The organism is Pseudomonas sp. FP603 (genome assembly GCF_030687415.1).
Classification (GTDB): Bacteria; Pseudomonadota; Gammaproteobacteria; order Pseudomonadales; family Pseudomonadaceae; genus Aquipseudomonas; species Aquipseudomonas wuhanensis.
In genome coordinates this window covers 4,917,038-4,932,877 of record NZ_CP117431.1, presented here as the reverse complement: position 1 = coordinate 4,932,877, position 15,840 = coordinate 4,917,038, and the positions used below count along the sequence as shown (strand labels likewise).

At 55.1% G+C, this 15,840-nt stretch carries 10 protein-coding genes, 2 tRNA genes and 3 rRNA genes; 9 read left to right on the top strand and 6 right to left on the bottom strand.

From position 1 onward, the window contains the following. Positions 1–19: 19 nt before the first annotated feature. From PSH65_RS22725 to rhtA, 3 genes are all read right to left on the bottom strand, one after another. Positions 20–760: an SDR family oxidoreductase gene (locus tag PSH65_RS22725; protein WP_305422487.1), complete on the bottom strand. Its 741-nt coding sequence runs from the start codon at positions 758–760 to the stop codon at positions 20–22. A gap of 98 nt (positions 761–858) precedes the next feature. Beyond that, positions 859–1,140: a hypothetical protein gene (locus PSH65_RS22720; protein WP_192344142.1), complete on the bottom strand. Its 282-nt coding sequence runs from the start codon at positions 1,138–1,140 to the stop codon at positions 859–861. A 169-nt stretch (positions 1,141–1,309) separates the two neighbouring features. After that, positions 1,310–2,197 (bottom strand): threonine/homoserine exporter RhtA, encoded by an 888-nt coding sequence (gene rhtA, locus PSH65_RS22715; RefSeq protein ID WP_305422485.1) that lies wholly within the window; start codon positions 2,195–2,197, stop codon positions 1,310–1,312. Positions 2,198–2,868: 671 nt separating this feature from the next. Here rhtA and PSH65_RS22710 point away from each other — a divergent pair. The 7 genes from PSH65_RS22710 (at position 2,869) to PSH65_RS22680 (ending at position 10,615) form a co-directional block, all read left to right on the top strand. After that, a 16S ribosomal RNA gene (locus PSH65_RS22710) occupies positions 2,869–4,408 on the top strand. Between the two features lie 82 nt (positions 4,409–4,490). Next, a tRNA-Ile gene (locus tag PSH65_RS22705) sits at positions 4,491–4,567 on the top strand. 30 nt (positions 4,568–4,597) lie between these two features. After that, positions 4,598–4,673, top strand: a tRNA-Ala gene (locus tag PSH65_RS22700). Positions 4,674–4,908: 235 nt separating this feature from the next. Further along, positions 4,909–7,797: ribosomal RNA gene (locus PSH65_RS22695) — 23S ribosomal RNA — on the top strand. Between the two features lie 157 nt (positions 7,798–7,954). Continuing rightward, positions 7,955–8,070: ribosomal RNA gene (gene rrf, locus PSH65_RS22690) — 5S ribosomal RNA — on the top strand. Together the 16S, 23S and 5S rRNA genes with 2 tRNA genes alongside form the textbook arrangement of a ribosomal RNA operon. A 215-nt stretch (positions 8,071–8,285) precedes the next feature. Continuing rightward, positions 8,286–10,178: a penicillin-binding protein 2 gene (gene mrdA, locus PSH65_RS22685; protein ID WP_305422483.1), complete on the top strand. Its 1,893-nt coding sequence runs from the start codon at positions 8,286–8,288 to the stop codon at positions 10,176–10,178. 182 nt (positions 10,179–10,360) lie between these two features. Beyond that, entirely contained in the window at positions 10,361–10,615 is a 255-nt protein-coding gene (locus tag PSH65_RS22680; RefSeq protein ID WP_030131459.1) for a DUF1652 domain-containing protein, read from the top strand. 280 nt (positions 10,616–10,895) lie between these two features. On the opposite strand, the gene PSH65_RS22675 is transcribed toward PSH65_RS22680, so the two are convergent. The 3 genes from PSH65_RS22675 to PSH65_RS22665 all read right to left on the bottom strand — a co-directional run bounded on the left by PSH65_RS22675 (position 10,896) and on the right by PSH65_RS22665 (position 12,742). Next, positions 10,896–11,297, bottom strand: a complete 402-nt coding sequence (locus PSH65_RS22675; RefSeq protein ID WP_305422481.1) for a lysozyme inhibitor LprI family protein — start codon at positions 11,295–11,297, stop codon at positions 10,896–10,898. A gap of 106 nt (positions 11,298–11,403) precedes the next feature. Continuing rightward, positions 11,404–11,802: a GFA family protein gene (locus tag PSH65_RS22670; protein ID WP_305422480.1), complete on the bottom strand. Its 399-nt coding sequence runs from the start codon at positions 11,800–11,802 to the stop codon at positions 11,404–11,406. Further along, a complete protein-coding gene (locus PSH65_RS22665) occupies positions 11,795–12,742 on the bottom strand; it encodes an ADP-ribosylglycohydrolase family protein (RefSeq protein ID WP_305422478.1) in 948 nt (315 codons plus the stop codon). The genes PSH65_RS22670 and PSH65_RS22665 overlap by 8 nt, the downstream gene beginning before the upstream one ends. 198 nt (positions 12,743–12,940) lie before the next feature. On the opposite strand from PSH65_RS22665, the gene PSH65_RS22660 reads away from it, so the two are divergent. Beyond that, complete coding sequence (locus PSH65_RS22660) at positions 12,941–13,429, top strand: SRPBCC family protein (protein ID WP_305422476.1); 489 nt, start codon at positions 12,941–12,943, stop codon at positions 13,427–13,429. Between the two features lie 958 nt (positions 13,430–14,387). Then, the gene (gene ltrA / locus PSH65_RS22655; protein ID WP_305422474.1) at positions 14,388–15,809 is read left to right on the top strand and encodes a group II intron reverse transcriptase/maturase; all 1,422 of its coding nucleotides are present in this window, start codon (positions 14,388–14,390) and stop codon (positions 15,807–15,809) included. The last annotated feature ends 31 nt before the right edge of the window (positions 15,810–15,840 follow it).

Below are 15,840 nucleotides of genomic sequence, written 5' to 3'. Positions count from 1 at the left end.
GTTGTTGTAGGGGGAGGGCCTACCAGCGTTCGTTCCAGGGGCGCAGATCCAGCTCGAAGGTCCAGGCATCCCGTGGCTGGCTGTGCAGGTACCAATAGTTGTCGGCGATATGCTCGGGATTGAGAATGCCGTCCTGATCCTTGGTCGCGTATTTTTCCGGAAAGTTGTCGCGGATAAAGTCGGTGTCGATGGCGCCATCAACTACGACGTGGGCGACGTGGATGTTCATCGGTCCCAGTTCGCGGGCCATGCTTTGTGCCAAGGCGCGAATCCCGTGCTTGGCCCCGGCGAAAGCGGCGAAACCTGCGGCGCCGCGCAGGCCAGCAGTGGCGCCGGTGAACAGGATCGTGCCCCGTTGGCGGGTGGCCATGCGCTTGGCCACTTCACGGGCGTTGAGAAACCCTGAGAAACAGGCCATTTCCCAAATCTTGAAATACTTGCGGGCGGTTTCTTCGAGAATACTGCAAGGCACATTGGCGCCGATATTGAAGACGAACGCTTCAATGGGGCCGAGCTCGGTTTCGATCTGCTCGATGAGCGCAATCACGTCTTCTTCATTACGCGCATCGCTGGCAAAACCGTGAGCCTCGCCGCCACTGGCTGTGATGGACTCTACCAATGGCTGGAGTTTGTCTGCGCTGCGACGGGTGACGCAGGCGACATAACCTTCACGGGCAAAACGTTTGGCGATGGCGCCGCCGGTGGCATCACCTGCGCCGACGACCAATACGATTTTCTTGTTATTGATAGCGGTGGTCATGGATATCGCCCTTTGCTGAACGGTCATTGACTGACGAACGTTAGCAGTATCCGGGCGGAGCGCCTATCGGGCTACGCAAGCCCGATAGGGAAGGAGGGTTACTTGCAGATGACGATCATGCTGCGGCTGGTATAGCCTGCAGGGTTGAGGCCGAAGGGATAGTCACCGGGCTCTTCCACCGCGTCCCCTGACTTGGCGATGACCTTGTAACCCTTGGGCGCGCACGAATTGGCGGCGCTGGTGTAGCACTTGTCCCACGAGGACGAGAGCCCCGAACAGTTGATATGCAGTCCTTTCTTGCCGTGTTTCGTCTGGGGTTTGGAGGTCGCTGCGCAGCCCGCAATTGCAAGTACGGCGATCAGTATCAAAATTCGTTTCATTGCTGTCCTTAATAGCGGCCCCGGATCTGTGCCTGGGTCTGCCTGCATTCGCTTTTGCTTGAAGCGTTCTGATATCCCTATCTGAAAAAAATCCATGTCTGACACTGAGTTACGTAGCCTAAACATGGCCTAATTGAGCGGTAAATACCAGACCTTCGTCAATCTTGTTTCAATCCGCTGCGACCGCAGGCTTGGCGGTACTCCCCATGGTCAGGGTCGCGCCGACGGAAGCCAGAATGATGCACAGGATAGCCATCCACTGTGACAGGGAAAGGTATTCCTGGAGGAACAACAGGCCGGACAGCGCGCCAATCGCAGGTTCGATGCTCATCAACGTACCGAAGGTTCGGGCTGGAATCCGTGTGAGCGCGACCATCTCCAGGGTATAAGGCAGGGCGGTGGACAGAATGGCGACCCCGATGGCCACGGGAATCAACGAGGGTGTCAGTAACGCGGCGCCAGCGTGGACAATGCCGATGGGCGCTACGAACAGGGCGGCAATCATCACGCCCAATGCTGCGGTCTGCACCCCATTATCAGCACCGGCCTTCTGGCCGAACAGGATGTACAACGCCCAGCAGACGCCAGCACCCAGGGCATAACCTGCGCCGACCAGATCGATGCCTGCGCTCGTGGCGCCTGTCGGAATCAATAGCAGTAAACCCAAGGCTGCCAGAGCGATCCATAGAAAGTCGATCGCTCGACGTGAGGCATAAATAGCGACTGCCAATGGGCCGGTGAACTCCAGGGCTACGGCGATACCCAGAGGGACGGTGCGCAAGGACATATAGAAGAGGAAGTTCATGCCGCCCAACGCCATTCCGTAGACGATGACGGTGCGCAGGGATTTCGCAGTGAGCTTCGCTCGCCATGGGCGCAATAGCAGCAGCATGATCACACTGGCAAAGATCAATCGCAGGGTGGTCGTTCCTTGAGCACCGATAACCGGGAACATGCTTTTGGCCAGGGAAGCTCCGGACTGGATCGATGCCATGGCTATCAAGAGCAGGCCAACCGAGAACAGGGTCGAGGCAAGGCTGCGGGGGTGATCATTCATTGCGTGGCATCGTCCGAAGTAGCAAGCGAGAGTATTGTTTTATGTGTTGGGCAATATACTGCGCATTCGTTGTGGGCGCGTCTATATATAAGCAGGGTTTTTGAATATCCTGATAGAAAAACCAAATCAGGGGTTGACGGCAGATTCTGGAAGTCTATAATTCGCCCCACTTCCGGCCGCAGTCGAAACGGAAAACTCATTGGTAACAAAGAGTTACGCGGTTTTCGGCAGTGGTTTACGCTTCAGTTTCATCGAAGCCAGAAGGAGTTGGTAGGGCAGTGTGTTTTCGCCTTATCGACGGTTCGATCTTCTCGGTCGAAAGCGGAGGAAAGAGGTGTGACAGCAGCGAGTAACGCTGTAGAATTCGCCTCCCGCTAACGAGAGATCGGAAAGCGCAAGTGGTTGAAGTTGCAAAGGCGAAACTTTGAAAACTTCTGAAAATACACTTGACAGCAACAGGGGCTGCTGTAGAATGCGCGCCTCGGTTGAGACGAAAGATCTTAACCAACCGCTCTTTAACAACTGAATCAAGCAATTCGTGTGGGTGCTTGTGGAGTCAGACTGATAGTCAACAAGATTATCAGCATCACAAGTTACTCCGCGAGAAATCAAAGATGTAACCAACGATTGCTGAGCCAAGTTTAGGGTTTCTTAAAAACCCAAAGATGTTTGAACTGAAGAGTTTGATCATGGCTCAGATTGAACGCTGGCGGCAGGCCAACACATGCAAGTCGAGCGGCAGCACGGGTACTTGTACTGGTGGCGAGCGGCGGACGGGTGAGTAATGCCTAGGAATCTGCCTGGTAGTGGGGGATAACGCTCGGAAACGGACGCTAATACCGCATACGTCCTACGGGAGAAAGCAGGGGACCTTCGGGCCTTGCGCTATCAGATGAGCCTAGGTCGGATTAGCTAGTTGGTGAGGTAATGGCTCACCAAGGCGACGATCCGTAACTGGTCTGAGAGGATGATCAGTCACACTGGAACTGAGACACGGTCCAGACTCCTACGGGAGGCAGCAGTGGGGAATATTGGACAATGGGCGAAAGCCTGATCCAGCCATGCCGCGTGTGTGAAGAAGGTCTTCGGATTGTAAAGCACTTTAAGTTGGGAGGAAGGGCAGTTACCTAATACGTAATTGTTTTGACGTTACCGACAGAATAAGCACCGGCTAACTCTGTGCCAGCAGCCGCGGTAATACAGAGGGTGCAAGCGTTAATCGGAATTACTGGGCGTAAAGCGCGCGTAGGTGGTTCGTTGTTAAGTTGGATGTGAAATCCCCGGGCTCAACCTGGGAACTGCATTCAAAACTGACGAGCTAGAGTATGGTAGAGGGTGGTGGAATTTCCTGTGTAGCGGTGAAATGCGTAGATATAGGAAGGAACACCAGTGGCGAAGGCGACCACCTGGACTGATACTGACACTGAGGTGCGAAAGCGTGGGGAGCAAACAGGATTAGATACCCTGGTAGTCCACGCCGTAAACGATGTCAACTAGCCGTTGGGAGCCTTGAGCTCTTAGTGGCGCAGCTAACGCATTAAGTTGACCGCCTGGGGAGTACGGCCGCAAGGTTAAAACTCAAATGAATTGACGGGGGCCCGCACAAGCGGTGGAGCATGTGGTTTAATTCGAAGCAACGCGAAGAACCTTACCAGGCCTTGACATCCAATGAACTTTCCAGAGATGGATTGGTGCCTTCGGGAACATTGAGACAGGTGCTGCATGGCTGTCGTCAGCTCGTGTCGTGAGATGTTGGGTTAAGTCCCGTAACGAGCGCAACCCTTGTCCTTAGTTACCAGCACGTAATGGTGGGCACTCTAAGGAGACTGCCGGTGACAAACCGGAGGAAGGTGGGGATGACGTCAAGTCATCATGGCCCTTACGGCCTGGGCTACACACGTGCTACAATGGTCGGTACAGAGGGTTGCCAAGCCGCGAGGTGGAGCTAATCCCATAAAACCGATCGTAGTCCGGATCGCAGTCTGCAACTCGACTGCGTGAAGTCGGAATCGCTAGTAATCGCGAATCAGAATGTCGCGGTGAATACGTTCCCGGGCCTTGTACACACCGCCCGTCACACCATGGGAGTGGGTTGCACCAGAAGTAGCTAGTCTAACCTTCGGGAGGACGGTTACCACGGTGTGATTCATGACTGGGGTGAAGTCGTAACAAGGTAGCCGTAGGGGAACCTGCGGCTGGATCACCTCCTTAATCGACGACATCAGCTGCTCCATAAGTTCCCACACGAATTGCTTGATTCATTGAAGAAGACGATAAGAAGCAGCCCGAAATTGGGTCTGTAGCTCAGTTGGTTAGAGCGCACCCCTGATAAGGGTGAGGTCGGCAGTTCGAATCTGCCCAGACCCACCAATTTTGTGTGGGAAACGCCTGTAGAAATACGGGGCCATAGCTCAGCTGGGAGAGCGCCTGCCTTGCACGCAGGAGGTCAACGGTTCGATCCCGTTTGGCTCCACCACTACTGCTTCTGTTTGTTGAAAGCTTAGAAATGAGCATTCCATCGTGACGATGGTGAATGTTGATTTCTAGTCTTTGATTAGATCGTTCTTTAAAAATTTGGGTATGTGATAGAAAGATAGACTGATGGCCACTTTCACTGGTGGTGATCAGGCTAAGGTAAAATTTGTGAGTTTAATCGCGAATTTTCGGCGAATGTCGTCTTCACAGTATAACCAGATTGCTTGGGGTTATATGGTCAAGTGAAGAAGCGCATACGGTGGATGCCTTGGCAGTCAGAGGCGATGAAAGACGTGGTAGCCTGCGAAAAGCTTCGGGGAGTCGGCAAACAGACTTTGATCCGGAGATGTCTGAATGGGGGAACCCACCTAACATAAGTTAGGTATCTTAAGCTGAATACATAGGCTTAAGAAGCGAACCAGGGGAACTGAAACATCTAAGTACCCTGAGGAAAAGAAATCAACCGAGATTCCCTTAGTAGTGGCGAGCGAACGGGGACTAGCCCTTAAGTGGCTTTGAGATTAGCGGAACGCTCTGGAAAGTGCGGCCATAGTGGGTGATAGCCCTGTACGCGAAAATCTCTTGGCCATGAAATCGAGTAGGACGGAGCACGAGAAACTTTGTCTGAATATGGGGGGACCATCCTCCAAGGCTAAATACTACTGACTGACCGATAGTGAACTAGTACCGTGAGGGAAAGGCGAAAAGAACCCCAGAGGGGAGTGAAATAGATCCTGAAACCGTATGCGTACAAGCAGTGGGAGCCCACTTGTTGGGTGACTGCGTACCTTTTGTATAATGGGTCAGCGACTTATTTTCAGTGGCGAGCTTAACCGAATAGGGGAGGCGTAGCGAAAGCGAGTCTTAATAGGGCGTCTAGTCGCTGGGAATAGACCCGAAACCGGGCGATCTATCCATGGGCAGGTTGAAGGTTGGGTAACACTAACTGGAGGACCGAACCGACTACCGTTGAAAAGTTAGCGGATGACCTGTGGATCGGAGTGAAAGGCTAATCAAGCTCGGAGATAGCTGGTTCTCCTCGAAAGCTATTTAGGTAGCGCCTCATGTATCACTGTAGGGGGTAGAGCACTGTTTCGGCTAGGGGGTCATCCCGACTTACCAAACCGATGCAAACTCCGAATACCTACAAGTGCCGAGCATGGGAGACACACGGCGGGTGCTAACGTCCGTCGTGAAAAGGGAAACAACCCAGACCGTCAGCTAAGGTCCCAAAGTTATGGTTAAGTGGGAAACGATGTGGGAAGGCTTAGACAGCTAGGAGGTTGGCTTAGAAGCAGCCACCCTTTAAAGAAAGCGTAATAGCTCACTAGTCGAGTCGGCCTGCGCGGAAGATGTAACGGGGCTCAAACCATACACCGAAGCTACGGGTATCACTTAGGTGATGCGGTAGAGGAGCGTTCTGTAAGCCTGTGAAGGTGAGTTGAGAAGCTTGCTGGAGGTATCAGAAGTGCGAATGCTGACATGAGTAACGACAATGGGTGTGAAAAACACCCACGCCGAAAGACCAAGGTTTCCTGCGCAACGTTAATCGACGCAGGGTTAGTCGGTCCCTAAGGCGAGGCTGAAAAGCGTAGTCGATGGAAAACAGGTTAATATTCCTGTACTTCTGGTTATTGCGATGGAGGGACGGAGAAGGCTAGGCCAGCTTGGCGTTGGTTGTCCAAGTTTAAGGTGGTAGGCTGGAATCTTAGGTAAATCCGGGATTCTAAGGCCGAGAGCTGATGACGAGTGTTCTTTTAGAACACGAAGTGGTTGATGCCATGCTTCCAAGAAAAGCTTCTAAGCTTCAGGTAACCAGGAACCGTACCCCAAACCGACACAGGTGGTTGGGTAGAGAATACCAAGGCGCTTGAGAGAACTCGGGTGAAGGAACTAGGCAAAATGGCACCGTAACTTCGGGAGAAGGTGCGCCGGTGAGGGTGAAGCATTTACTGCGTAAGCCCACGCCGGTCGAAGATACCAGGCCGCTGCGACTGTTTATTAAAAACACAGCACTCTGCAAACACGAAAGTGGACGTATAGGGTGTGACGCCTGCCCGGTGCCGGAAGGTTAATTGATGGGGTTAGCTAACGCGAAGCTCTTGATCGAAGCCCCGGTAAACGGCGGCCGTAACTATAACGGTCCTAAGGTAGCGAAATTCCTTGTCGGGTAAGTTCCGACCTGCACGAATGGCGTAACGATGGCGGCGCTGTCTCCACCCGAGACTCAGTGAAATTGAAATCGCTGTGAAGATGCAGTGTATCCGCGGCTAGACGGAAAGACCCCGTGAACCTTTACTATAGCTTTGCACTGGACTTTGAATTTGCTTGTGTAGGATAGGTGGGAGGCTTTGAAGCGTGGACGCCAGTTCGCGTGGAGCCAACCTTGAAATACCACCCTGGCAACTTTGAGGTTCTAACTCAGGTCCGTTATCCGGATCGAGGACAGTGTATGGTGGGTAGTTTGACTGGGGCGGTCTCCTCCTAAAGAGTAACGGAGGAGTACGAAGGTGCGCTCAGACCGGTCGGAAATCGGTCGTAGAGTATAAAGGCAAAAGCGCGCTTGACTGCGAGACAGACACGTCGAGCAGGTACGAAAGTAGGTCTTAGTGATCCGGTGGTTCTGTATGGAAGGGCCATCGCTCAACGGATAAAAGGTACTCCGGGGATAACAGGCTGATACCGCCCAAGAGTTCATATCGACGGCGGTGTTTGGCACCTCGATGTCGGCTCATCACATCCTGGGGCTGAAGCCGGTCCCAAGGGTATGGCTGTTCGCCATTTAAAGTGGTACGCGAGCTGGGTTTAGAACGTCGTGAGACAGTTCGGTCCCTATCTGCCGTGGACGTTTGAGATTTGAGAGGGGCTGCTCCTAGTACGAGAGGACCGGAGTGGACGAACCTCTGGTGTTCCGGTTGTCACGCCAGTGGCATTGCCGGGTAGCTATGTTCGGAATAGATAACCGCTGAAAGCATCTAAGCGGGAAACTAGCCTCAAGATGAGATCTCACTGGGACCTTGAGTCCCCTGAAGGGCCGTCGAAGACTACGACGTTGATAGGTTGGGTGTGTAAGCGCTGTGAGGCGTTGAGCTAACCAATACTAATTGCCCGTGAGGCTTGACCATATAACACCCAAGCAATTTGCTGACCTGAAGAGGCACCAGATTGCGGTGTGTGAAGACGAAACGAACCGAAAGTTCGAGAAACAAAACACACAAACTATCGCATACCCATTCGCTGGAGCGTGACCTCGCAAGAGAACACGAGCTGGCTACCGAATTTCTTGACGACCATAGAGCATTGGAACCACCTGATCCCATCCCGAACTCAGCAGTGAAACGATGCATCGCCGATGGTAGTGTGGGGTTTCCCCATGTGAGAGTAGGTCATCGTCAAGATTAAATTCCGAAACCCCTATCTGCGTATGCAGGGTAGGGGTTTTGTTTTGTCCGCAGGAAAGTGTTGTGGAGCGATAGCCGCATCGTTTATGAAATTTTGGCAGACGCGCTAAAGTGACCGCGCCGTTTTTGGTATGGTGCAGCTCATTTTTTAACGGACTGACTTCAAGCCTACGGATTGGCACCTCCTCTACAGTCAAAGAGCTGCTGCAGAAATGCCTGAACCGATACCGATCAAGGACCACGAAAAAGAGACGCGCCTGGTCAATAAAAGACTGATGGCCTGCGCCTTGTTCGTCGTCGCTATTACCTGCGCGCTGGTGGTGCGGTTGTATGTTCTGCAGGTGGTCGAGTACGACTACCACTCGACGATCTCCGAAAACAACCGTGTACATGTATTGCCGATCGCCCCTACCCGTGGGTTGATTTATGACCGCAACGGCGTGCTTCTGGCGGACAACCGGCCCAGTTTCAACCTGACCATCACCCGCGAACGCGCCTCCGACGTCAAAGAAGAGCTGGATGACGTGGTCAACCTCCTGCACCTGCCTTCTGAAGACCGCACGCTGTTCGACAAGGCGATGAAGCAGGCTCGACACCCCTTCGTGCCCGTCACCTTGTTCTATGAACTCAGCGAAGAACAGATTGCGGTGTTGGCAGTCAACGAGTTCCGCTTGCCCGGGATCGATGTAGAGCCACAATTCGTTCGCCACTACCCGATGGGCGCACACTTTGCCCATTCGATCGGTTACGTCGGCCGTATCAACGAGAAAGAATCCAAAGCCCTGGATACGGTGGAATACCGTGGCACCCAATCCATCGGCAAGACCGGCATCGAGAAATTCTACGAGTCCGAGTTGCACGGCCATGTGGGTTATGAAGAAGTCGAGACCAACGCTCAAGGCCGCGTGCTGCGAGTGCTCAAACACACCGATCCGGTCCCCGGTAAAAATATCGTACTGAGCCTAGACGTCAAACTTCAGGAAACTGCCGAGGAGGCGTTGGGCGATCGCCGTGGCTCGGTGGTTGCTCTCGACCCGTCGACCGGTGAAGTGCTGGCCATGGTCAGTAAGCCAAGCTTCGACCCGAACATGTTCGTGACGGGAATCAGCTTCAAGGAGTACGCGGCGCTGCACGATTCCATCGACCGGCCGCTGTTCAATCGTGTGCTGCGTGGTCTCTACGCCCCGGGCTCGACCATCAAGCCGGAAGTGGCGATTGCAGGCCTCGACGCCGGGGTGGTCACCCCGCAGACTCGCGTCTTCGATCCGGGTTATTACCAGCTACCGGATTTCGATCATAAGTACCGTAACTGGAACCACAGTGGCGATGGCTGGGTGGACATGGACGCGGCGATCATGCGCTCCAACGACACCTACTTCTACGATCTGGCGCACAAGCTGGGGATCGACCGTCTGCACGACTACATGGCGATGTTCGGACTTGGCGAGAAGGTCTCGCTGGACATGTTCGAAGAGTCTGCGGGGTTGATGCCATCCCAGGCCTGGAAACGCGCGACCCGCCGTCAGCCGTGGTTCCCCGGCGAAACAGTGATCCTCGGCATCGGCCAAGGCTACATGCAGGTCACCCCTTTGCAATTGGCCCAAGCCACCGCGCTGATCGCCAACAAAGGTGTATGGAACCGACCACACCTTGCCAAAACGGTGGATGGCGTAGCGCCGGTGGACGAGCATCCGATGCCGAACATCCTGCTCAAGGACCCGCGTGACTGGGATCAGGTCAACCATGGCATGCAGATGGTGATGCACGACGCTCGCGGGATTGCCCGAGCGGCAGCGGCGGGGGCTCAATACCGCATCGCCGGCAAGAGTGGTACGGCGCAAGTGGTGGCGATCAAGCAGGGTGAGCGCTACAACCGGGCGAAAACCCTGGAGCGCAACCGTGACAATGCCTTGTTCGTCGGATTCGCCCCGGCCGAACATCCGAAGATTGTCATCTCGGTCATGATCGAAAACGGCGAGGCCGGAGGTCGCGTTGCCGGTCCCGTGGTGCGGCAGATCATGGACGCCTGGCTGCTCGATCAGGACGGTCACCTGAAGCCGCAATACGCCGTGCCGAGCAAAACGCCGGGCGACCCTCAAGTCTGAGGATCAAGGCCTCACAGAGCAGGTTCACACATAAAAGTTGTCGTAAATCGCGACAACCAATGAGACGACGAGCAACCTGTTACGATCTTGAGACACCTGCTATTGAGGATTAGAATTTTCGGGCTAGTGGGTGAATGAGGGAGCATTCGCCCGCCCACACACTTGGCGTGAGGGAGGTAGCGATGTTCCTTTCAACCCTGGAAATTCAAAACATCATTGAACATAGTTTTTTGCCCGCTGTGTGCACTTGCAGCATGGAGGCAGACCAGTCTCTGACAATACGGGTCTGCGATTGCATGACCGGGAAAGTGGATCTGGTGGCCACCCATGTTCCGGTATGGACACTGGATAGCCCCCACGCGATCGCGTCGCTAGTGGCTGACATGCGGCAAGAAATCGAGGCTCACAAAGGCATTCACCCTCCGTTTTACCGCTGAACCTGCGTCACGCCGCACCACGTTGGCGGTGCGGCGTGTATCCCGAAGGCAAGAAGCAGGGTCAGGCCCAAGGACCCTAACCTGATGTTCGGCGTGCTCAATCGCTTATGGCGATCACGACGGCGCAAATATTGTTCGGTAATTGTGGTGTCTGAGCGGACGCCTTCGTGGGCAAGCCTCGCTCCTACATTGGATTTTTGGTAAATACACAATTTGTGTATCGCAGTCCCCAGTAGGAGCGAGGCTTGCCCGAGAAGAGGCCCTCAAGAACACCGCAGCATCACGCCCCAGGCACCGGACAACTCATATCGCCTTCATCACACGTGAGGTAGCGTTTGAAGGTTTCGACGCGGGCCTTGGTCAGGTTGGTGTTGCACAGGCTGTAGATCAGCGGATACACACTGCCGCCCGACACCGTAGAGGTCGAAAACTCACACTCGGCATCACGAAACGCCACCCAGTTGCGTTGCGCGCTGACCAGCAGCTTCTTGGCATCGGGATTGTCTTTCAATCGTTTGGTGATTTGTTGGTAAAGCGTATTCAGCTCTTTATCAGCCGCTTTGTATTGCTCGGCAGCGCACTGATTCATGGTGCCCTGGTCGTTCGCATTGGCACAGTCCACGGCATGCGCCATGGTGGTGAACAGCAGCGGCGTCAGCGCCAGGAGAAAGCGTGGGTGCATGGGTGATTCTCGTGGTGACATTGGAAAGTTGAGGTGCAGTGTAGCGAAGCGGATGATTAATCAACGAATCTGCCGCTCGCCACAAAAGCGCTGCGCTGTTCAGAATTTATACCTGCCACTCCGGACATTTCTCATTCGATTCATATTCAAGCCAGGACACGTCGTGGGACGTCCAGATGTGAGCCTGAGGTGTCATTTTCGGATCATCGTCCAGAGTCGCCACGCGAACGATTACATGGGGTTGGGCAAAGCGCTCTGCCATCAGATGCGATCCGCAGATCGAACAGAAATGCCGAAGCTTGCCTGGCGACGACTCATAGGTGCTTAGCCGGTCCTGTCCTTTTATCCAGCGAAAATGCTCACGCATGACCCCGGCCGTTGAGGCGAATGCCGCTGCATGTGCCTTGCGACAGGTGTGGCAGTGGCAGTGACTGATGGGCATGTCGAGGCTATCAAGTTCGTATTCAATGGCTTTGCACAAGCAGCTGCCATGCAGGTTATTCATGGGATTTGCCTGGTTGCGTGGCTGAGATGGCGGCAGCGGTGGCTGCCCGAAGCAGGGCGTCAGCCATGGCCTCGATATCTTCGCGCATGTGCAATTTCGCCAGCCAGCCGTCAGGGATGGCCTGCACACCGTAGTGGGCTCCGGCCAACTGGCCGACGATGGCGGCAGTGGTATCGGCGTCGTCGCCCAGGTTCGCGGCTTCGAGGATGGCGGCTTCAAAACTGTCAGTGTGATGAAAGCACCACAAGGCCGCTTCCAGTGATGCAACGCAGTAACCGCTACCGCGAATATCGTCTTTGGATTTTCCGAGGTAATCGCCTCGGGCGATGCTCGCGACCTTCGGTTCCACGAACGTCGTCTCTGGCAGGCTCTGTAAATCCTGCTTGGGCGCGCCTTGCAATGCCTTGCGGATCAGATCGGAAAGCAACTGACAGCATTCAAGTGCCTCTGGTGCTGCATGTGTAGTGCGCGAGCTGTCTGCGGAAAACCTCCTGATCCGGTCGAGGTCGGGAAAGTAGTACAACACTACTGGCGCTAACCGCATCAGCGAACCGTTGCCGGCTGTGTAGGGATCGGTGGATCCCGCGAATGGCTGACGGTTTTCCAGATAACGAGTCAACGCTTCACGTACGGTCATACCGATGTCGAAGCATTCGCCGGTCGAACTCAGGTAACCCCGTTGCCACCAGTTGAGATAACGGCCCATTTGGTCGGCCGCATCAAAACCTTTTTTGTTCAGCAAGCTTTCTGCCAGGCAAAGTGCCATGGAAGTGTCATCGGTCCATTGCCCTGGCTTCAGATTGAACGGGCCGCCCCCAACCATATCGGTCAGAGGGGCGAACGAGCCGCGCGGCTGGAATTCGGCGCGGGTGCCGACGGCATCCCCACAAGCAAGCCCCAGCAGGGTTGCGCGATAACGTTCCGTGAGTGAAGGCTGCATGAATCTTCCTTGTAAGGGTTCCACTTCGTTGCAAACGTTAGCAGTTTCAGCCCGCCGACTCCCTCTTCAAACCAGAACTTATGGCCAAAACTGAGGCCGAATATTTCAGGTACGGGTGATTGCGGCACCTGTTTGATACAACTTTTAGGTTGGTCTTATGGTCTTTACGGGCCTACTGTTCAATACAGGAGGTGACTTATGAACCCAGCATCAGATCGCATCGAAAGGAAGATCCTGCTCAAGGTGCCGCGCTCGCAGGTCTGGCGCGCACTGGCCAATGCCGAAGCCTTCGGGCAATGGTTCGGCGTGGCACTCGAAGGCAAGCGCTTTGTCGCCGGCGAGTGGACCCAGGGGCAGATTACTTATCCTGGTTATGAGCACTTGTTGTGGAATGTACTGGTGGAGCGGGTCGAGCCGGAGCGGGTGTTTTCGTTTCGCTGGCACCCGTATGCAGTCGAACCCGATACCGATTACTCCCAGGAGCCCACCACGCTGGTGAAGTTCGAACTCCAGGATATGGATGAAGGCACGTTGTTGACGGTCGTCGAGTCCGGTTTCGATCACATCCCTCAGTCGCGCAGGCTCAAGGCGTTTCGTATGGACAGCCGGGGTTGGGATGAGCAGATGAGCAATATCGAAGAATTTCTGAAAACAAATACCCAGACCCACGAGCGTCAGGGCGGCTGATGGCTGCAGGCCACGAAACTCGAGGCTTCAGCGCACGATGGCTGATACATCCAAAGGGTTTCGGCGCGGCGACTATAGCGAATGTCTTACACGCGCTAGTAGCTATGTCGTCTATTGCAGATTGGATCCCAAGCGTAATCTAGCCTCATCAACTGAAGCACAGGAAGTGCTCCAGGGTCACGGATGATCGACCATAGCAAGGATCGCTGCCGACAGGGAGTCGATATGGTCTTGGGAAAAACCCGCTTCGGCGGGTTTTTTTTTCGTCTACAGAAAACTGCCGCTCGGTTTCCTGTAGCAGCCTTCGGCAGCTTCTACAGGTGCAGGTTTAAGGCGTTGAATGGTCAATGGCTTACACGTAGTCAGTGGTATGTCGTCTTTTGAAGCTTTACCGATGCGTCTAATCTGGATCCATCAACTGAAGCACAGGACGTGCTCAGGATCACGGATGATCGACCATACGCCAGGATGGCTGCCGACAGGATGTCGCAATGGTCTTGAGAAACCCGCTTAGGCGGGTTTTTTTATGGGTGCGCCAGGCATGGCGCGTTGCGCGCAAGCGCAACCAGCTTGGCTGTGGTGGCCACGCTGGTGACTTGGAGGTGAAAGTCCTCTACACACCCGGCAAGGGGAAGTGTTAGCCAGAGGCAAGGGTGTCGCGGGTGACTGCGAATCTGAAGGAAGCCCGAGGCAAAATGCTGGCCTGACGAACAGGAAGCGGATAGAGGCGGCGCAGCGGGGTAAGACGGCCCAAATCGTCAAAGCCCAATACTTGCACGGAACGCTGTGACGTAAAATCCGACAGGCATAAGCAGGAAGGTCGCGCGAATTACCCTGGGAGATCTGTTCGTTTGCCACTGTGCTACCGAGCGTCGAGAGGCGACGGGATGAACGTGCAGAAGTCAGCCGAGGCCGTAGTAAGTGGCAAATAACCCTGCCACCAAGGGCCGAACAGGTTATGCCGCCAGTAGGCGTCAGAGTCTCGTTGAATACCGAAATGCAGCAATTTCTCCCAGAGAAGACTGTTACTCCGAGTCCCGGACAGAATCCGAGGATGACGGCTGACAGCGCACAGGTATCAGCGGCGTCTGTGACGTGGACGAACGCGGAGCCGGACACGCTGATGGAGCGGGTGCTTGCACCCGCCAACCTCAGACGTGCGTATCACCGCGTAGTCAGCAACAAGGGTGCACCGGGTGCTGATGGCATGACGGTCGACCAGCTGGCGGACTACGTGAAACAGTATTGGCCAACCCTCAAGGCTCGGTTGCTGGCCGGCGAGTATCACCCGCAGGGTGTGCGCGCCGTCGATATCCCCAAACCCAAAGGCGGAACCCGGCAGCTGGGCATCCCCAGTGTCGTGGATCGCCTGATCCAGCAGGCGCTGCTGCAACAGCTCACGCCGATCTTCGATCCGCTGTTCTCGGACTACAGCTACGGCTTTCGTCCAGGCAGAAGCGCTCATCAAGCCATTGAAACAGCCCGTGCCCATGTGGTGGCGGGTCACCGCTGGTGTGTGGAACTCGATCTGGAGAAGTTCTTTGATCGGGTCAACCATGATGTATTGATGGCTTACGTAGCGCGTCAAATCGAAGACAAGCGAGTGCTCAGGCTGATCCGTCGTTATCTCGAAGCGGGAACGATGTCAGGCGGACTCGCCAGCCGACGACAGGAAGGGGCGCCGCAAGGCGGCCCGCTCTCGCCGTTGCTGTCGAACATCCTGCTCAACGAACTCGACCGCGAACTGGAGCGGCGGGGCCATCGCTTCGTGCGTTATGCCGATGACGCGAACATTTATGTGCGTAGCCAACGGGCAGGCGCACGGGTGATGGCCGGCGTTGAACGCTTCCTGAGCCGGCGCTTGAAACTGGTACTGAACCGGGAAAAGAGCCGAGTAGCCGGGTCGTGGATGTGTGATTACTTGGGCTATGGAATGAGCTGGCATCAACAGCCAAGGTTACGAGTGGCGACGATGAGTCTGCGTCGCTTGCGTGACCGACTCAGGGACCTCTTGCGCCGGGTGCGCAGGCGCTCAATAAGTTACATCGTCGAGCAAATAACCCCCGTACTGCGAGGTTGGGCTGGCTATTTCAAGCTAAGTCAAAGCAAACGGCCGCTGGAGGAGTTGGACGGCTGGGTACGCCACAAACTTCGTTGTGTCATCTGGCGTCAATGGAAGCGGCCCTCGACGAGGGCGCGCAACTTGATACGTCTGGGGCTTGATGAGGCGCGGGCGTGGAAATCGGCAGTCAATGGCCGAGGCCCATGGTGGAACTCGGGCGCGCCCCATATGAATCAGGCGCTACCGAAGAAGCTGTGGGATCGACTCGGGCTGGTCTCAATACTGGATACGATCAACCGGTTTAGCCGCATAGCCTGAACCGCCGTATACGGAACCGTACGTACGGTGG